The organism is Angustibacter peucedani (assembly GCF_054779595.1).
The window spans coordinates 1-16224 of sequence record NZ_BAAGXY010000161.1 but is presented as its reverse complement, the minus strand read 5'-3'; the positions used below and the strand labels follow the sequence as shown (position 1 = coordinate 16224).

Here is a 16224-nt window from a genome sequence, read left to right as displayed (position 1 = left end):
GTGATGGGCATGCAAGTTTAGGTTATCTAACCTAATGATATTTATAATTAATAACCATCCGATCCCACGGCGTGGGGCATGGATGGGGCAAACTCACTCAATTTCTGGTTGAGGATGAGTACCTGGTCCTGGTTATTTTCAGCCATCCAGGATCCGTACACCCGGTAAACCATTTGCGCGTCGGTGTGGCCCATTTGCTTCGCGATGAAGTTAGGGTTGGCGCCGGCAGCTAACGACCAGCATGCATACGTATGTCGGGACTGGTATGCTCTGCGATAACGAATCCCGGCGCGTCGCATTGCCGCTTCCCACGACTGGTTAATCGATCCCACTGCGTAATGATGCCCGGCACGGCCATTACGTGATGCGATCTGCGGGTTGAACACGAACGTGCATGGATGCACATCGGTACGGCCATATTCGCGCAGTTTCACCTCAACCTGATACTGCTTACCCAGGCGAGTTAACTCGGCCTGGCTCTTCAGCACGTCAATCGCCGGCTGAATGAGGTTGATGATACGGTCCGTCCCGGCCTCTGTTTTCGGAAGGGTGAACTCCTTCGTTAACGTGTGGTTCCGGCGGATCATCATCGTACCCGCTTTCAGGTCGATATCTTCCCAGGCCAGCGACACAAGTTCTCCGTGGCGCACGCCGGTGTAGACGGCAAGAGACCACATGTTTTTCAGTTGCTGGTGGGCGCAGGCGTTAATCAACCTGACAAACTCATCGCGCGTCAGCGGGTCAGGCTCGCATCGTGACCGCTTAAGCATGGCGATCCCGGTGAACGGATTCACCCGTACATAACCGCTATCAGCGGCAAACTTAAACATCCCGCCCATGGTCTTCATGTAGTTGTTGACCGTCCTGACTGAGCGACCCTTAACCGGCGTTTTCTGCCCGACTTTCAGCGTGTGATAACCGGTCAGCAATTCCTTCCTGATAAACAGCAGATCTTCCTGCGTTACCGCAGATACCAGCCTGTCCCCACCAATCCTGGGCACCATGTTGCGCGCTATAGATGCATAGCGTGACATCGCGTTGGTGCTGATCTCCATACGCTTCAGTTCAAGCCACTTGTTCGCCAGCTCCAGCACGGTGATTTCCTTGCTCTCCACCCCAAACCTTTTCAGGTTAGGCGAGTCTGGGAATTGCGCTGCATAGTTGAAGTTGCCGGTCTTAATCGAAAAGCACACCGACGCGCGCAGCTCGCCAGCGACCTTTCTGTTTTTTGGTGTATCCGGCACGCCGAGGCTTTCACGCACCCGGCTGCCTTTATAGATGAACCATATGCGGAGCGTACCGCCATGGTTTTCCACGCCTGTTGGGTATGCTGACTTAGCCATTATTCCCTCCTGACGTCCAAGAGCCCGCTAAGCATAAACGGATCTTCATTGGCGCGCACCCGGCTGTTTCTTTTTGAGGCTTTCAACCCACTGATCGATGGCTTTGTGGTTATACAAGCACTCGCTGTTTTCCTTTGGGATGCTGTCAGGCGACATGTGGACGTACTCCCTTCCACACAGCCAACTTTTCTTGCGGGCCCGCGCTATCGTTCCCGGGCGAAGCCCTGTCATTTTCACAAGCAGGTCTTCTGTCACCCACTCGCTGGGCACGATTTGAATGATTTCGCTCATGATCGCTCCTATGACATCGTTTTATAAAACTGCGGACCGTCTGGCGTGGCCGCGCGTAATTCGTTTTCCGGATGCACTGAATAATTTCGGTCGTCCCACCGCACCCAGAACTGCGGATGGTCGCCGTCCGGGTCCTGAAGGCTATCCACTACGCCATTAATACCGCCGGCCTTCTTCTGGACTAATGCGCCAACATTAAAAGCAGCCATTGCACACCTTCCGGTTCGTGAAGAAATGAGATGAAAGCGCCCAGCGCCATAAGTGCGGCGATGAGCCAGGTCATGGGGTTTAATTGCATGATTAACTCCCAAAAGAAAACCCGCTCAGTGGCGGGTTCTATTTAGGTGAGGCAGGGATGTGGCGAACGGTCTATTCGGGCATTAAAGCGAGGAAATCTTTTTTATAAAGTTCTTTCAATTCAGACATAACCTCGGCAGAGGCCATTTCATGGGTAAGCAAAGTTCTGCCCAGACGTTTCTCAGCATCCTGCTGAAAATCTGAAAAACTCCCGATCAATACCCCAGTGTAGCCAGTTAGGATGGTGCACTGCTGTTGTGTCAGTTTCATCTAATTCCTCCTTTATGATGTCGGTATTCTATCGCACTAAGTTTTCGCACCCAATAGCCAGCTCATAACTGGCTATCAGTTGCGTCATGGTTTGATGTGAAGGCGCGGCTCGCCGTCTTTCGGCTCCGGCCACTGGCGAGCCATATTCACCTTCAGCTTTTCTTCAAGCGCCGCGGTGATTTGCTCATCGGTGATACCGGCGCGCCGCTGTGCGTCCCACAGCAGGAACTGCATATCAGCCCATTCGCTGAGGTCGCCGGGATCGGCAGCAGCTTCCAGCGCCTCTTTCGACAGATGCTTCAGCGGCCCGACGGGGCCGACGTTGCCGAAGGTCTTTTCTGACCATTCAGCGTGGCGCCGCCGGATCAGGTTTCTGGTGAACTGCGATTTCTTCGATTCGTAAAATTTCACGCTCTCTCCTCACGCCGCACGCTGGGCGCGCAGCTTCTTCAGGTGTTCTGCTGTTTCTATTTCTTCGGCGATCCGCTCGGCCAGTGCTTTGGTCAGCGGTTCAAATTCGTGCTGAAAGCGGCCCATGCTGGCGATGCAGGTGCGACCGTTGCGGATGTAGTGGACTACTTCGTGGGTAGCGCGGAGTATTTTGCAGGGCGCGCCGTGGGGATCGGCGTACCAGGTATTAGGCTGGATTATCCTGAACATTGGCTGAATCCTGTAGAGTAAGGAATACGACCATCGCTGCTCTAAGTGGGTTGGCGTGAACATGCCCATCGCCGGAATAAATCATCTGAACATCGTCGCCAGTGGTCCCATCAACCGCGGTATCATCAGGAACGCAAAGCCACTCGTTGTCCGCATTGATCAGGCTTAGCTTGTGACCAACAATGATCGGCCATGCGTCAGCTACGTTGTTGCACGGGTCGAAGAAGAATTTGTTACCTGATTTATTCTTTGGCTTCTCGAATTCATATCGGCGCTCATCGCTCATGAAAATATCAGGAACGACTTCTTTGCAGCCTAATGCGAATGCCACAAGCTTATTAATATCTTTGTCAGTCAACTTGCTGTAATCCATCATATCCCCCTCTGCTTATTCTTCAGTTCGATAACAGATTGGCAATCCGCGCACGTCTGGCAGCCGGGCACGGCAGCGCGCCGCGGCTCGGGGATCGGTTCGTCGCATTCTTCACAACGTTCAGCTGATACAGCGTTGCGGTTGATCCGGTGAGCGGAAAGGGCGGCGTTACGCTGAAGCTCTTCAATCTCAGCTGCTGTGTCGATGATATCCAAGATTCACTCCTTAAAGTCTTCACCAGCCTTTTTCCCGGCTTTCCATGCCAGCCAGATAAGCGCTGTTACATCGTCTGAGGGTGCATCTTCTACACACCATCCAGTTTCTTTTTCGTACCAGTCTTTAAATTCCTGTGTCATTTCGTCCATAGTTATTCCTCGAAGAGTCGATTAATGCGGTTGAAGGTGAAGGCCAGCAATAAAAAAGGCCGCTTTAGCGACCTGTTGATGTGCGATTTCATGGCTGTATCCACCCTTTACCTTTGACGTGCTGAATAACGCCAAGCTTCCTGAGCGACTGGAGCCGGCGGTCAAGAATGCGGAAGACGTCCATCGGGTGCTTTCCTTCTGCTTCAGCAATGACGAGGCACTCCTGTCTGACGGAAGGGCTAAATAGCTCCGAAAACGAGGTTGGCTGAGCACCAATAGCGCTTAACACCTCACTATCCAGTTTTGCGTATTTGGTCACGATTCAACTCCGAAGCGGCGATTAAGCCGACCTGTGTATACGACGAACTCCAGGAGGCTAACTCCCAGAGCTTCAATTTTCTTGTGATGCTTGTTGATGATGGGAGGCACCGTTTCGTTCCAGTTAGGTTTTGGCTTCTTGCGCATGGCCTGCTGGATTTCCTCGGTGCAGCGGCGGCATGCGGTGCGGATGGCGTTTTCATTTGCTGGCGTTATGCGGCCTCCCGGCGGGCGAGAAGTTTCGCCCCGAAAGCCATCAGCTCGTCCCGGTCCACAGTTGCGAAGTGGCAGTGTGTACGCGGATACGGTCGCCAGATGATGAGCATACTGCCTTTGTTATTTCCCGAGACCGGCTTACCGGTGACCGGGTTGATAAAAGCCAGCCGCCCGGCGGTGATAAAGCGAACTTCGCTGGCGGTCTGGATAGCCTCCTTAAACCAGCCAACCGATGTGTCTGCCGGAACCAGCATGACCGTGCCGATCTGATTGTTGCTCTCGGCGGCAGCCTTCTTCACAAACGGCGTGATGTCGCTGTATGGCGGGTTCAGCCAGACGTAGCCTGGCACATTCAGGTAATCAGCCCACGGCGTTTCCAGCGTGTTCTGCTCGGAGGTGATGAACTTCCGGCACAGTGCGTTATGCGGAGCCGCGGCGGCATCCAACTGGAAGCAGAACTCAGCATCAAGAGAAGCGAAGAGGGCTGGTGGAGTACGCCAGAGGTCGCGCTGATCTGCTGGAGTATGGCTTCCTCCATATCCAGTGCGGATCGAAACTTGGCTTTCTTCTTCCTCGGGCTCCTCTACCTCTGGCTCTGGGTTATCATCCACTTCACACGTCAGGGCTTCGCAGCTTTCAGTGCATGAATTAGGGTCATATCCGCCGCCTCCTTTTATTGTTGCTGCAATATCTTCGCGTGAACTGTCAGAGAACATTGCGATCACGCTCTCCAGAGAATTGTTGCCGCGATACATGATTTTGTTTTCTTGCTGGCGTCGTTCCACAACCCTTACTGACGGGTCGGTAATAAGATTCCAGAAGTCAGCGGCGAGCTCAGGCTCGTCGCGTGCGGCGAGGGCGACCTTGTTTATCCCTTTTTTGATACAGAAAACACAGTTACCCAGGTGTTCTGGAATGCCTAGGTCAAATGGCTGATCCTTCCACCAGTCGAGAATGTCCTGCTTTTCGAAATCGCTTACATCTGCCAGATAACTAACGCCTTCTCGAGGCTTTAGCCTGCGCTGCTCGTCAACCCGAATACCAATCCATGTGTGATACTGGCCGAATGTTTCCCGGCAATATCTTTCGAAAACTTCCATTTTCATGGTCCGGGTGCAGAACGCGCCGTGGACGTATGGGGTGCCGTACTTTTCGCAGACATCTTTCCATGGCTGAAGATCAGGGCCGATATCATCAAGCGGTACCACCGAGTAACTGTTTGCCTTACCCAGTTCAGGGTTAACCTTTACACGGAGGCAGATCAGGTTAATCGACCATTCGCGCGCCAGCTTCTTGATGAACTCGTAGGTCCCTCTGTGCTCTGCCCCTGTGTCCATGTAGACATAGTGAACCTCTTCGCCAGACAGTCTCCTTTGCTCCATTAAATGGACGAGATAGGCCGAGGTTCTGCCGCCAGAGAAACTGACAACTTGAGGTATGCTCATGCCGCCTCCTGCCTTTCCCGATATTCCTCAGCGAGCCGCTGCGCCTTTAATGGATTGCTGACCACTTCACCCCATGGCATTAGCCAGCCGTTACCAATGAAGGGAAGGCACAGTGTGCCAACCCTGATGTCGTCGTGAGCGTGAGTCATAGGATGGACTCCATTTCGTCGATGTAGAGGCCCTGAGCAATCAGGCGGCGACGGCGGGCGGCACGTTCGATGCATTCCTGCCGCCTACCTTCCTGCGACTGCTCTATGGCGCGCCGGGTGAACAGCCGCGATTTACCCTGCGGTGTTACGACCTTTGGCTTTGTGACCAGGTCGAAAGTCCGGTCGCAGATGCCGTCCTCGTTGAGCCATTTCTCCGACTCAACTATCTGCGCTATCTGCCCGGTGCCGCGGGTGATGCCGTTCGCGACCCGGTTAAACTCGATGAGCGTTACGCCAAACTTCTCAGCGATTTCACTACCGGTGACCGGGCGGCCGCGCGTCTGAATCATCCATATAACGCGCTCACGGAGGCCGGAGAATTGCCCGGTTCGCCCGGGCCGGCGATAGAAGGGTGTGCGTTTCATTTCCACTGTTCCCCGAACGTGAAGCCGATCTCCGCCAGCGCCTCGTCCATCTTCTCGATGAACTCCGGAACCATTTCGTTGAAATCGGTCATGTACTGTGGATCCCGCTCAACGACGACGTGGTGAATACCTTCGCGCTTCATGCGCGGGTCATAGTTGGCAAAGAACCAAGCGTCTTTTCCGGTCACCCACATGCTGTACTGCACCTGGGCCATGTACTCGGACTTAATGGCCTCAAAACCGCCTAGGCGGAATTTCATGAAATCACGGGAGGTGAACGGGCATTTCAATTCGAGGCCGAAATCGTTACTGCAAAGGCCGTCAGGGGAGCACGCGGTGCGCATGCTCTCGTCACGGAACAGGATCGGAGACTCCGTGACTTTCACGTCGGTGGTGAACTCAAAGAGGGTGCGGGCGTCTTCCTCGTACTGCTTTCCCCATGCCAGCGCCTTGGCGTTAACCTCTGGCGCGACGCCGGTGCATACCTCGGCGAGCAAAGTGTGGAAGTAGGACATCTTCATTCCCGTCCATTTGGTGCCAGAGCGCGGCTTGGAAATGACATTGTGCACCTCAGAGGCGGTTATGACGCCGAGGCGTAGCCGGTGCCACGCCTCATCGCCCTGTTGGATAGTGGTTACGTCAATGCCGGTCCGGTCCAGGATGATTTCTGGTGTCATGCTGCCGCCTTAGCTTTTTTCTGAAGGAAGTTGAACCCTTTCTGTGCCTCTTCTTCAGTGAGGTCTGATGCCTCAAGAATTGGCCGCTTGAAGATGTCGCTGCACACAGGGAGGAAGTCTTGCTCCCAGTCTTTATTCAGCGATGTTAAGAGATCGGTGATCGCCTGAAGCGTTTCTTCGCTTGCGGCTGGTGGAAGCGCTTCAGTAGCGCTGCGGGGCGTGACGTCACGGATATCTACGTCCAGTGATTTGCCTTCCATTTCTTCAGCGGTAGGCTGCTGTCCAATTTCAGGCCATGCCTTACGCAATGCCTGGGCTTCTGCGCATTTCGCCAGTTGTCCATACGGGCGCTTTTTCCACATCGCGTTCGGCGCCGTGGTGTCGCGGCCGCCGGTGGCGTAGTTTTCAATCCAGTATTCTTTGGCGCTGAACTCGACGATTTCGCCGCTGGGCATGCGCTTATAAACGGTGTATTTGCACCACTGAGGGAAGGTCACCTCAACACCAGTAAGCGTCTGAGTTACGTCTGGACCAAACTCCGGCTCACGAGCCCCGGCATAATCGCCGGAGCGGTCTGCCTGAATGCGGTAAAGCCCGATCCCCGGCATGACCACGTCGCGCCAGTCTCCTTTACCTGTTTTCGAGTCTTTGACGTACATCGGAACGAGGTGGACAGGTTTTAGCAACGGATCCAGCTGGCGGGCGCGGCAGTAATCAAGCGCCATCATTACCGATTCGTCTTTGGCGCCAGGGTAGATGCTGTTCTTCAGAGCGCTCCAGGTGGAGACGTCGACGCCTATCTCCTGAAGCGACGTCGCTGTGATTGTTAATTCGTTTGCCATCGTTAATCCCCTCAAAAATTAAAACGGGCAGCCGGTACGGTGTTCCCAGTCGTATTCCGCCTGGGCGTAAGCAACTGCCGAAATGAAATCGTTGTAGGCCTCGCCAGCTTTATCGCTGCGAAGTCCTTCGTATGGGCTGGAGTCGATCGGGACCGTGAAGTGGAAGAGGCCGGACGGATCTTTTGGCATCATGTCGATGATTTGCTGCGCCCGGTCGCCGATCCACTTCTCCTTCTCGTCGGTGAGCTGCTGCTCAGCCCAGAGCCGATCTTCGATGCGGTCGTAAGTGAGGTATGCGTTCATGGTTGCCTCAGTAATGAATTTTCGCGCAGGGGATCAGGTCATCTTTCAGGGCGGTAAGCACTTCGATAGCCTGTTCGCGGGTTAAACTGGTGTTGCTGGTGAGCGCGTTAACGATGTTGGTGCCGACCGTCTTGCGGTGCTTCACATCAGCTTCACGTTTTGCCTGTTCGTCGGCGATGCGCTTCTGCTCAGCCAGGCGGACTGCTTCGGCCTGTTTTGCTTTCAGGCGCTCAGCCTCAACCGCCGCGGCTTTTTCGCGTTCCGCCCGCGCTTCTGCTTCCTGCTTCTCGCGTGCCGCACGCTGTTCCGCTTCGATGCGCTGGCGCTCCGCTAGTTCAGCGCGGGCTTTCTCTTCGGCTTCACGGCGCGCTGCGGCTTCAATCTCTGCTTTGTGCTTCGCTTCGGCATCGAGGCGGGCTTGTTCTGCCGCTTCGCGCATAATGCGTTCTTCGTGTTCACGCTGGGCCTGTTCCGCCAGACGGCGCTGCTCTTCGCGATCGCGGTCAAACTTGTCATTCATCAGAAGAGCCATTTCGTGGTCCGCTTCGATTTGCGCAGCGCGCTGGCGGTCAAACTCTTCGTTCATCTCCAGCGCTTCATCGTGCATCGCGTTCATAGCTTCTTCAGCCTTGATGCGTTCCTGTTCTGCTTCCCATTCGGTGAGTGGTCGGCGGGTGGCATCGCGCAGCTCGTCGCAGGCATCAACGAAGCGCTTAATTTCCGCCTCAGCAGGACGCACAGCCTCTTTCAGGCGCTTCAGGTACTCACGGCCCGGCTTTTCGATTGCCGTCTTGCTGCGGGACACCTGCGCTGCCAGAGAGGCGACACGGTCACGGCCTTTCTTCGTTGACAGGTCCGGCACTTCGTTTACTGCCTGGCGGATTTGCTCGAGGTAAGCATCAAGGCCACCCGCGATGTAAAGCGCTGGCGCCTGATCCGGTTTGATTTCGATGACAGCTAAGTCCGTTACTTCGCTCATGGTTTCTCCTGAAATTTGGATGTGCAGATCTCGCCCGCGTAATGCCAGGCCGATCGGTTGAATAGGGTGGTTAGTGCTGGATAGGGTTGCCGTGACCGTCCAGAAGAACGTCAATCACGCAGTCACTGAGGCGGATGATTTCTGCATCGGTGTGCAGGTATACCCATTTTCGCTCCTGGATGACTGCTGAAACGCGATAGGTGCGGCCTTCATGCATTGCCATCATGCCGGGCGTGACGCACTGGCGAATGAGCGGGGTGGTGCCGTAGTGGTTGATCATACCTTCACCTCAACCTGTTCCAGGAGGCCAGCGATATGCATCTGCCAGCGGTTAAGAGTGATCTGCTCCCGCGGGTTGGTTAGCGACGTTAGCCGCCATTCGTTATCGTTCATGGCACAGCGCTTTACGGTGTACTGCTTGCCGTTGTGGGTGACTGTCATGATGCCCCCCGGGCGCGAAGCATTGCGTCAGCTATCTGGTACGCTTCGGTTGCTGTGCGGTCATCGCTACACAACCAGTCAGGATTCGCTAATCGACCCTGCATAGCCTTGGCCGCGAAGTAGTCGCGCAACGTCATTCCCTGATTGCAATCCCTCCAAGCTGTGGCATCTGTCGCCTCCATAGGGAAAGCGTAGCCACCGTCATTTTTCTTACTCATAAATCCTCTTGGCCTTATCGCGGCGAACGGAACGGTTAATACAAGACTTCTGCGCTAATGGGCGGTGGATGGCCGCCGGTTGTCATAAATGGGCAGACTCGAAAATCTGCCTATGTATGGCCAATAAAAAACCCGCCGGAGCGGGTTAATCTTCTTCTTCTCTTTCAACCGCGTCGGCTAATGACTGATCAACTTCAATGGTCTGCATGAAACATTCGTCATCAACGTCTTCGTATTGCTCCCTGAAGCTATCGGCGAGAGTGGAAACTGGATTCCATCTCATACCGCCAGCTGCATGCTCCGCGTCACCATCTGATCCACAATCCCAAGTGGAACCATCAGGTTCTCGCTCTAAAAAACCGACACACTCTGTCTTCTGTGGATTCCAGACCAGAACAACTTTTGCCATCGCCTTACCCTCTGTCGTTACCCGCTGACGGGCGTAAAAAAGGCCGCCACTGGCAGCCTTAATCAATTTCTTCAACCGTGATTTTGCAAACAATGGCGTACCGCTTAACCGGGTCACCATCTGCGTCCTCTGGGCGTGCATATGAATCGCGTGTCATCAGATAACTGATGATGTCGCTAACCTCTGACATGTCAGGACGCTTCGTAAACAGAGCATCAGCACCAATAATTGCTATTGTCTCTTTCATACTTCACCTCATATGATTTGCCCGCTGATGCGGGAGAAATGCTAAAGATGCCCAAACTCTTTCATGAGCATCTCTTCGTTATGTTTAATCTTTCGAATGGCGTATTCGCCATGATGGAAAACGGCCGCCTCGTTAAAAGCACGCACCGCATCAATTTTTGTTTGGAAAGTACCGAGGGCTATTTGCTTCCTGTTAACCTTGATCTGCGCTCTCCAGCACCCATGACGCTTATCAATGCTGATCCCGATGTAACCGCTGGTGTTTGTTGATTTAATGGATACATTACGGCAGTTTTCCTCACGCTTAGCCTCTCTGAGGTTAACTAGGCGGTTGTCAGCTTTATCGCCGTTGATGTGGTCGATAAAACCTTCAGGCCAGTGTCCATGCACATAAAGCCATGCGAGCCTGTGAGCAAAGTATTGCTTTTGGTCGATCTGAAGTGGTCAACTAAAACTGGCCACGGCTTTAGAGTTTTTCCAGTATCGGTTTTCCGATTCGTTTGGGGGTAACCCACCGTTATAGTCATGCGGCCTTAGCGAACTGTAATACCCGACGATATAGTCTGTGATCGCATGAGCTGCTTCGCTAAAGTTTATATAGCCTGTCACTGGCACCCACTCGTTTTTCAGGCTTCTGAAGAAGCGTTCCATCGGGCTGTTATCCCAGCAGTTTCCGCGTCGGCTCATACTTTGCCTGATCCGGTAACGCCACAATAACTGCCGGAACTGCCTGCTTGTGTAGTGGCTACCCTGGTCACTGTGGAACATCACTCCCGCTGGTTTACCTCGGGCTTCCCACGCCATTTCCAGCGCTTTGATGGTTAGCTTGCTGTCCGGTGAGAATGACATTGCCCAGCCTACCGGTTTCCTGGCGAACAAATCGAGAACAACGGCGAGGTAAGCCCAGCGCCTGCCTGTCCAGATATACGTCACATCGCCGCACCACACCTGATTAGGCTCTGTCACTGCGAACTGTCGCTCAAGGTGATTTGGGATAGCGATGTGTTCATGGCCACCACGTTTATACCGGTGGGTGGGTTGCTGACAACTCACCAGCCCCAGTTCTTTCATGAGCCTGCCGGCAAGCCAGCGTCCCATTCTGAAACCTCTCAGGGTTGCCATAATGGCGATACTCCTCGCGCCAGCAGAGCCATGGCTAATGTTATGCAGCTCCAGAACCTGGCTACGTAATACAGCCCGCTTGCCGTCTGGCTTTTCGTGGCTTTTCACCCAGTATTTGTAGCTGCTGCGATGAACCCCGAACACGTGGCAGAGTGTGACCACAGGATACTGCGCTCTGAGTTTCTCGATTAACGAGAACTGTTCAGGGAGTCTGACATCAAGAGCGCGGTAGCCTTTTTTAATATGTCGTTTTCCATTTCAATGCGTTGTAGCTTTTTCTTTAGCTCACGTATTTCAATCTGTTCCGGGGTTATAGGGGAGGCTTTAGGTATTTTGCCCTGTCGTTCATCCCGTAACTGCTTTACCCATCGCGTCATGGTAGAAAGCCCCACGTCCATAGCACTGGCCGCAGCTGCAACGGTGTAGTTCTGATCAAGGACCAGTTGAGCGGATTCGCGTTTAAACTCTGCGCTGAAATTTCTTTTTTTCATTGGGACACCTGTATTGTTCTGAGATGAGCATATCACCTCTGTTCAGGTGGCCAAATTCAGTAAACCACTTCAATCAGGATCTTGATGTACCCGTAACTGGTTAGCGTCCCCGCATAAGGAGATTTATTGCGAGCGCCTTTGTTAAAGTTCCATTTGAAATGACCACTTTCAGGATCGTAAGTTAGGATTTTGCGGAGATACTCTTGGTTTAACTCAGGCCGCATAATTACCTCTCTGTTTGTTTACCGTCAGCCCCTCGCAGAGAGCTGCTGGTAAAGATTCCCCGATGTTCGGGAACTGAGCAGCAAACCATTCCGGTGCGGAGTCCTCTTCGTGTGCTATACCCGCCACGCGTTACACACCTGCCTCAATCCCATTGGGCGCCATTTCAATTTGCCAGGAGCGCTCCGGGTGATTTGCTGCTTGACTGAATTCTTAATGAGCAGGCGACTTGCTGTCCGCCGCTGGCTAACTTCGCTCAGCTGTCGATGTTTCGTTTCGATGGATTAAAGATACAGATAAAACTGTATTATCGTCAACAGACAAAACTGTATTTTATGGCGTGCGAAACATATGTTTCTGTATTTGTGGATAATTTATTTTCTGAGGACGAAAAAAAAACCGGCAGTAGCCGGTTTGTTCTGATGTTTGAGAGGGGGATTTAGCGTTTGCGGCGGTAAATGCGGTGCTCAATCATTACACCGATAATGGTTAAAGGCTGGTGATCGCTGTTAATGACAGGGTAATCATCATTGAGTGGGACCAGTTCAAAGTGCTGGCAGCCGAGAGGGTCTACCCATGTCGGACGGTATTTCTTGAAGGTCGCCTGTGTTCCGCCGTTCTTCGCGACAACAAATTCCCCAGGCGTTGGCTCAACCTCAGGGTCGACGATAATAACGTCTCCTGCCTTGAAATCTGGCTCCATTGAGTCGCCTTCAATGCGCAATGCAAAGGTGTGCTGGGACACATCCAGATCAGTGAGTATGTATTCAAGGCTGCCATCGAAAGCCTCGATAGGGTTTTTCTCAGCCAGTGCTCCTGCCTGTACATAGCTTATCAACGGAACTCTCCTGCTGTTGACCTCTGCCATCGGCATAAACGCGCCGCCGTTCATTAGCCAATCAGCATCGCATTTAAGCGCCTTGGCTATTCCAATTATATTACGTGGCTTGAGAGTTTTCCCATCTTCAATGCTCTGCCATGACTGCTGCCGAATACCGGCCTTCTCAGCAGCTTCTGTCTGGGTTAATCCCAGCTCAATTCTTTTTTGTTTAACGCGATCCGCAAGGCTCATAAATCCCTCTCTCTGTATGCCTTGATAGTCACAGTTAAAACTGTAATTGACAAACAGAAATAACTGTCACAGAATACAGATAAAACTGTGGAGGTGATATGGAAACAATTTCTCAACGCCTCAAGCAAAAACGTGAAGAGATGAATCTGTCTCAGGACCAGTTAGCAAAACTGGCTGGCATGAAACAGCAATCACTTCAGGCCATCGAGGCCGGGACTACTAAGCGTCCACGTTATTTGGTTGAGCTGGCTCGGGCTCTCAAATGTGAACCTGAATGGCTTCTTTTTGGCGATGAGCCGAATAAAACAACAGCCGCTTAACGGCGGCTCTAACCACGAAAGGGAAAGCAATGCATTCACTTGCGTATCAACAAGGTAACAAATTTTCGCCAACGGCGATGATTTACCAGAATCGCCGGGAACCTGATTCCTCGGCGTTAAACATCGATGGGATCCGCGCAGCCGTACGCGCCTGGGCAGCTGATTGCCGCAGCCGTGAATTTGTCGCCGCTCTGATTGTTGAAGAGTGGCGGGCAACCGGCGGCACCGGGCTGGATATCCCGACTGACTCACACCGCCAGATGCAGAAGGTGTTCCGCTGGATCGACGGAGACACCGAATATGCGGCCAACAACATTCGCCAGCTGGCGCCGGCAATCATGTCCGTCCTGCCGCTGGAGTATCGGCACCGCCTTCTTCCCGAGGACAGTTTCATGTCCCGCTTAGCTCGACTTGAGAAGGAAACGAGCGAGGCGAAAGTGGCCGTCGCGATGAACGCCCCGCGTCACCAGAAGCTCAAGGAACTCAGTGAGGGGATTGTAGAGATGTTCCGTGTCGACCCAGACCTGACCGCTCCGCTGATGGCCATGGTCACTTCGATGCTGGGGGTTATGTGAGAACTACAGAAATGGCGAAAGCCGGTCTGCGCGAACAGAGCCGACTTTCTGGTGCAAAAACGAGAGTAGTTGCAGGAGGAATAATGGCAAAAAATCCACGCTATTACCATACCGCTGTACATAAAAACATAACCCGCGACCGCTTCATCCGCTCGGTTAACCCGATTGTGGCAGAGAAGATGCGTGCCATCCTGGAAGAACTGAAACGTAAGGAGAGTGGCCGTGGGTAACGTATCCAATTTAGCCGAAGCCAGAGAGGCCAGAAGGCTCCAGAAACCGCGCACGAATGACGGTAAGGGGTTTGCCTTGCTGCACCGTAAAATTATGGATGTGCCGTTCTACAAGGACGCTGAGGCGGCTCATTTATGGGTTCACCTGCTCCTGCGCGCTAATCACGAACAGACACTGGTATCGACTGATGTCGGCGATGTGATCTGCGAACGCGGAGAGTTCATTACCGGGCGAAACACGCTGGCAATGGAAACGGGTTTGACCGCTGATCGCGTTAAATCACTGCTCCGTAAATTCCAGAATCTGGGCATGATCACCACCAAATCGAACAACCGTTTTACTGTTCTAAAAGTGGTCAAATATGACGAATATCAGTCAAATTTTTGTCCAGCCGATGTCCAGCCAGTGTCCAGCGCAAACGCAGTTATATCAATGCCTGTGGAGGTGGAGTGTCCAGCCGATGTCCAGCCAGTGTCCACAGATAACAATATATTAAATAACTTACTACCTAACGGTAGTAAGTATGTCGCAAATGACCAGAAACCCGCTGAAGAGAAAAAGTCCCGTTTGTCATGCGATGAAGTATGGCAATGCCTGAAAGACGAACTGCCTGAAGCTCGGGGATGGAGATGCCTCACTGATGAGCGACGCAATCTGATCCGCACCTTCTGGGGTAAGGCTAACAAGATTGCCCGCAACCTGGACGGAAAGCCGATGGATATGGACGGTTTCAGAAGCTATCTGCGCTACATCGCTCAGAACTGCCGCTGGATGCTTGAAGACCGACCAGACCAGAAATCCGGGAAGACCTGGCGCCGCATGAAATTCGATAAGTTCCTGACCGAAAAGCTCTACATCGAAGTGCGCGAGGGGGATCGTGATGACCGCTGATTTCATGGCTGTACCACAAAACCTCGAAGCAGAGCAGAGCGTTATCGGTGGCCTGCTGCTGGATGATGACAACAGCGAGCGAGTCCAGAAGGTTCTGGCGATGCTCAAGCCTGAGTCGTTCTACAGCCGACCTCACCAACTGATCTTTGCCGAGATGCGCCAGATGTTCCGAGACAACAAGCCAGTCGATGGCCTGACATTGTTCGACGCTCTTGAAGGCAAAGGGCTCGCGGAGCAGGCAGGTGGCTTTGCTTACCTTGCGGAGATCGCCAAGAACACTCCCAGCGCTGCAAACATCGTGGCTTACGCAGCATCAGTCCGGGAAGCCGCAATGGAGCGCTACGGTATTAACCGCCTGACTGAAGCTACTGAGCTGCTGTATTCCCGCAATGGCATGAGCGCTACGCAGAAGTACGAGGCCATTCAGGGTATTTTCACCCAGCTCGCAGACCATTCAAAAACCGGCAGCCGACGAGGGTTGAGATCGTTTGGCGAGGTTATGGATGACTGGGTAGCAGATCTGGAGAAACGCTTTGACCCTTCAGGCGAACAGCGCGGCATGAGCACCGGTATCCCGTCACTCGACCGGCTGCTGGCGCCGAAAGGTCTGGTTAAAGGCTCTCTGTTCGTAATTGGCGCAAGGCCAAAGATGGGCAAGACAACCCTGTATGGGCAGATGGCGATCAACTGCGCGGTTCGTGAGAAAAAGCCAGCGCTGATGTTCAGCCTGGAAATGCCAGGCGACCAGATCCTGGAAAAACTGGTTGGTCAGAAGTCCGGCATTAACCCGAGCATTTTTTACATGCCCGCCACGGATGACGCCGATGACCAGTACCAGGGCGACTACGACGGCGACTTTAAGAAGGCGATAGCAACAGCCGGGCGGCTGAGTGAAATCGACATGCTGTACATCGACGACACTCCGGGCCTGTCCCTGGCGCATATCGTTACCGAATGCCGTCGAATTAAGCGCGAGAAAGGCTGCGTAGGCATGATTCTGGTTGACTACCTGACGCTGATGTCTGCCGAAAAA

27 protein-coding genes and 2 pseudogenes are annotated in these 16224 nt (G+C 53.3%); 5 read left to right on the top strand and 24 right to left on the bottom strand.

All coding sequences use genetic code 11. The features are described from left to right. Window positions 1-47 precede the first annotated feature (47 nt). From ACYVJ4_RS18465 to ACYVJ4_RS18350, 24 genes and pseudogenes are all read right to left on the bottom strand, one after another. Window positions 48-1343: a tyrosine-type recombinase/integrase gene (locus ACYVJ4_RS18465; RefSeq protein WP_045348797.1), complete on the bottom strand. Its 1296-nt coding sequence runs from the start codon at window positions 1341-1343 to the stop codon at window positions 48-50. Between the two features lie 45 nt (window positions 1344-1388). Then, window positions 1389-1634, bottom strand: a complete 246-nt coding sequence (xisR, locus tag ACYVJ4_RS18460; protein WP_025913358.1) for an excisionase family protein — start codon at window positions 1632-1634, stop codon at window positions 1389-1391. A 369-nt stretch (window positions 1635-2003) separates the two neighbouring features. After that, window positions 2004-2201 carry a DUF7736 domain-containing protein gene (locus ACYVJ4_RS18455; protein WP_032104950.1) on the bottom strand — a complete coding sequence of 66 codons (198 nt, stop codon included), beginning with the start codon at window positions 2199-2201 and terminating at the stop codon, window positions 2004-2006. A gap of 90 nt (window positions 2202-2291) precedes the next feature. Further along, window positions 2292-2564: pseudogene (locus tag ACYVJ4_RS18450) on the bottom strand (DUF550 domain-containing protein); the annotation flags it as partial. A gap of 57 nt (window positions 2565-2621) precedes the next feature. Beyond that, entirely contained in the window at window positions 2622-2861 is a 240-nt protein-coding gene (locus ACYVJ4_RS18445; protein WP_048248685.1) for a DUF4222 domain-containing protein, read from the bottom strand. After that, the gene (locus ACYVJ4_RS18440; RefSeq protein ID WP_053069217.1) at window positions 2839-3234 is read right to left on the bottom strand and encodes a phage protein NinX family protein; all 396 of its coding nucleotides are present in this window, start codon (window positions 3232-3234) and stop codon (window positions 2839-2841) included. The genes ACYVJ4_RS18445 and ACYVJ4_RS18440 overlap by 23 nt, the downstream gene beginning before the upstream one ends. Continuing rightward, window positions 3234-3452 carry a TraR/DksA family transcriptional regulator gene (locus tag ACYVJ4_RS18435; protein WP_063613697.1) on the bottom strand — a complete coding sequence of 73 codons (219 nt, stop codon included), beginning with the start codon at window positions 3450-3452 and terminating at the stop codon, window positions 3234-3236. Before ACYVJ4_RS18435 ends, ACYVJ4_RS18440 begins: the two co-directional genes overlap by 1 nt. Continuing rightward, window positions 3453-3599, bottom strand: a complete 147-nt coding sequence (locus tag ACYVJ4_RS18430) for a hypothetical protein (protein WP_006176202.1) — start codon at window positions 3597-3599, stop codon at window positions 3453-3455. It lies immediately after the preceding gene. Window positions 3600-3687: 88 nt separating this feature from the next. Then, window positions 3688-3918, bottom strand: coding sequence for a hypothetical protein (locus ACYVJ4_RS18425; protein WP_006176201.1), 231 nt, complete (start codon window positions 3916-3918; stop codon window positions 3688-3690). Next, window positions 3915-4133, bottom strand: a complete 219-nt coding sequence (locus tag ACYVJ4_RS18420; RefSeq protein ID WP_063613698.1) for a hypothetical protein — start codon at window positions 4131-4133, stop codon at window positions 3915-3917. Before ACYVJ4_RS18420 ends, ACYVJ4_RS18425 begins: the two co-directional genes overlap by 4 nt. Then, window positions 4130-4684 (bottom strand): phage N-6-adenine-methyltransferase, encoded by a 555-nt coding sequence (locus ACYVJ4_RS18415; protein ID WP_032103555.1) that lies wholly within the window; start codon window positions 4682-4684, stop codon window positions 4130-4132. Before ACYVJ4_RS18415 ends, ACYVJ4_RS18420 begins: the two co-directional genes overlap by 4 nt. 744 nt (window positions 4685-5428) lie before the next feature. Then, window positions 5429-5515 (bottom strand): annotated as a pseudogene (locus ACYVJ4_RS18410) (phosphoadenosine phosphosulfate reductase family protein); the annotation flags it as partial. Window positions 5516-5574: 59 nt separating this feature from the next. Beyond that, window positions 5575-5727 carry a DUF1317 family protein gene (locus ACYVJ4_RS18405; RefSeq protein WP_006809793.1) on the bottom strand — a complete coding sequence of 51 codons (153 nt, stop codon included), beginning with the start codon at window positions 5725-5727 and terminating at the stop codon, window positions 5575-5577. Further along, the gene (locus tag ACYVJ4_RS18400; RefSeq protein WP_048248450.1) at window positions 5724-6152 is read right to left on the bottom strand and encodes a hypothetical protein; all 429 of its coding nucleotides are present in this window, start codon (window positions 6150-6152) and stop codon (window positions 5724-5726) included. The genes ACYVJ4_RS18405 and ACYVJ4_RS18400 overlap by 4 nt, the downstream gene beginning before the upstream one ends. Beyond that, window positions 6149-6829, bottom strand: a complete 681-nt coding sequence (locus tag ACYVJ4_RS18395; RefSeq protein WP_063135596.1) for a lambda exonuclease family protein — start codon at window positions 6827-6829, stop codon at window positions 6149-6151. The genes ACYVJ4_RS18400 and ACYVJ4_RS18395 overlap by 4 nt, the downstream gene beginning before the upstream one ends. Beyond that, complete coding sequence (bet, locus tag ACYVJ4_RS18390) at window positions 6826-7671, bottom strand: phage recombination protein Bet (RefSeq protein ID WP_063135597.1); 846 nt, start codon at window positions 7669-7671, stop codon at window positions 6826-6828. Before bet ends, ACYVJ4_RS18395 begins: the two co-directional genes overlap by 4 nt. An 18-nt stretch (window positions 7672-7689) precedes the next feature. Further along, window positions 7690-7974 (bottom strand): host nuclease inhibitor GamL, encoded by a 285-nt coding sequence (gene gamL / locus ACYVJ4_RS18385; RefSeq protein ID WP_063135598.1) that lies wholly within the window; start codon window positions 7972-7974, stop codon window positions 7690-7692. A 7-nt stretch (window positions 7975-7981) separates the two neighbouring features. Further along, a complete protein-coding gene (locus ACYVJ4_RS18380) occupies window positions 7982-8953 on the bottom strand; it encodes a hypothetical protein (protein ID WP_063135599.1) in 972 nt (323 codons plus the stop codon). 70 nt (window positions 8954-9023) lie between these two features. Next, window positions 9024-9233, bottom strand: a complete 210-nt coding sequence (locus ACYVJ4_RS18375; protein ID WP_006809788.1) for a cell division protein FtsZ — start codon at window positions 9231-9233, stop codon at window positions 9024-9026. A gap of 157 nt (window positions 9234-9390) precedes the next feature. Beyond that, complete coding sequence (locus ACYVJ4_RS18370) at window positions 9391-9612, bottom strand: hypothetical protein (RefSeq protein WP_063137418.1); 222 nt, start codon at window positions 9610-9612, stop codon at window positions 9391-9393. Between the two features lie 145 nt (window positions 9613-9757). Further along, the gene (locus ACYVJ4_RS18365; RefSeq protein ID WP_460461517.1) at window positions 9758-10138 is read right to left on the bottom strand and encodes a hypothetical protein; all 381 of its coding nucleotides are present in this window, start codon (window positions 10136-10138) and stop codon (window positions 9758-9760) included. Window positions 10139-10309: 171 nt separating this feature from the next. Beyond that, a complete protein-coding gene (locus ACYVJ4_RS18360; RefSeq protein WP_460461516.1) occupies window positions 10310-10657 on the bottom strand; it encodes an HNH endonuclease in 348 nt (115 codons plus the stop codon). A gap of 54 nt (window positions 10658-10711) precedes the next feature. After that, a protein-coding gene (locus ACYVJ4_RS18355) for an IS3 family transposase (protein WP_161657089.1) occupies window positions 10712-11880 on the bottom strand; the annotation gives its coding sequence in 2 pieces (ribosomal slippage) (window positions 10712-11631 and window positions 11631-11880; 1170 coding nt in all). A 661-nt stretch (window positions 11881-12541) separates the two neighbouring features. Further along, window positions 12542-13174, bottom strand: coding sequence for a LexA family protein (locus tag ACYVJ4_RS18350; protein WP_045907318.1), 633 nt, complete (start codon window positions 13172-13174; stop codon window positions 12542-12544). A 98-nt stretch (window positions 13175-13272) separates the two neighbouring features. On the opposite strand from ACYVJ4_RS18350, the gene ACYVJ4_RS18345 reads away from it, so the two are divergent. From ACYVJ4_RS18345 to ACYVJ4_RS18325, 5 genes are all read left to right on the top strand, one after another. Further along, entirely contained in the window at window positions 13273-13494 is a 222-nt protein-coding gene (locus ACYVJ4_RS18345; RefSeq protein WP_017693164.1) for a helix-turn-helix domain-containing protein, read from the top strand. 29 nt (window positions 13495-13523) lie between these two features. Continuing rightward, the gene (locus tag ACYVJ4_RS18340) at window positions 13524-14069 is read left to right on the top strand and encodes a toxin YdaT domain-containing protein (protein WP_063613702.1); all 546 of its coding nucleotides are present in this window, start codon (window positions 13524-13526) and stop codon (window positions 14067-14069) included. A gap of 83 nt (window positions 14070-14152) precedes the next feature. Further along, window positions 14153-14299, top strand: coding sequence for a hypothetical protein (locus ACYVJ4_RS18335; protein ID WP_015571544.1), 147 nt, complete (start codon window positions 14153-14155; stop codon window positions 14297-14299). Then, a complete protein-coding gene (locus tag ACYVJ4_RS18330) occupies window positions 14292-15191 on the top strand; it encodes a hypothetical protein (protein WP_045618179.1) in 900 nt (299 codons plus the stop codon). Before ACYVJ4_RS18335 ends, ACYVJ4_RS18330 begins: the two co-directional genes overlap by 8 nt. Further along, the coding region (locus ACYVJ4_RS18325; protein ID WP_460461515.1) for a DnaB-like helicase N-terminal domain-containing protein at window positions 15181-16224 on the top strand (1044 nt) is incomplete at its 3' end. The genes ACYVJ4_RS18330 and ACYVJ4_RS18325, both read left to right, overlap by 11 nt.